General features: G+C 52.4%; 1 protein-coding gene. It reads left to right on the top strand.

Annotation, left to right across the window (positions count from 1 at the left end; genetic code table 11):
- Positions 1-267, top strand: a 267-nt coding sequence (locus NLF92_RS13105; RefSeq protein WP_254102658.1) for a fructosamine kinase family protein, incomplete at both ends; no start/stop codon positions are given.

Here is a 267-nt window from a genome sequence, read left to right on the forward strand (position 1 = left end):
GTGTGCGTTACGCGCATTCATCAGTATTTGCAACACCACCAGCCCCTGCCCTCGCTGGTGCATGGCGATTTGTGGCACGGCAATATCGGGTTTTCTCACCAACAGCCCGTTATATTCGATCCTGCCGTTTACATTGGCGACCGAGAGACAGATATCGCCATGACCGAACTGTTTGGCCGGTTACCACAAGCCTTTTACGACGGTTATCAGGCTACGTGGGCGTTAGATCCAGACTACGCATCCCGTCGTAAACTCTATCAGCTTTAC

Origin of the sequence: Opacimonas viscosa, from assembly GCF_024199005.1 — a bacterium.
In the GTDB taxonomy this organism is placed as follows: Bacteria; Pseudomonadota; Gammaproteobacteria; order Enterobacterales; family Alteromonadaceae; genus Opacimonas; species Opacimonas viscosa.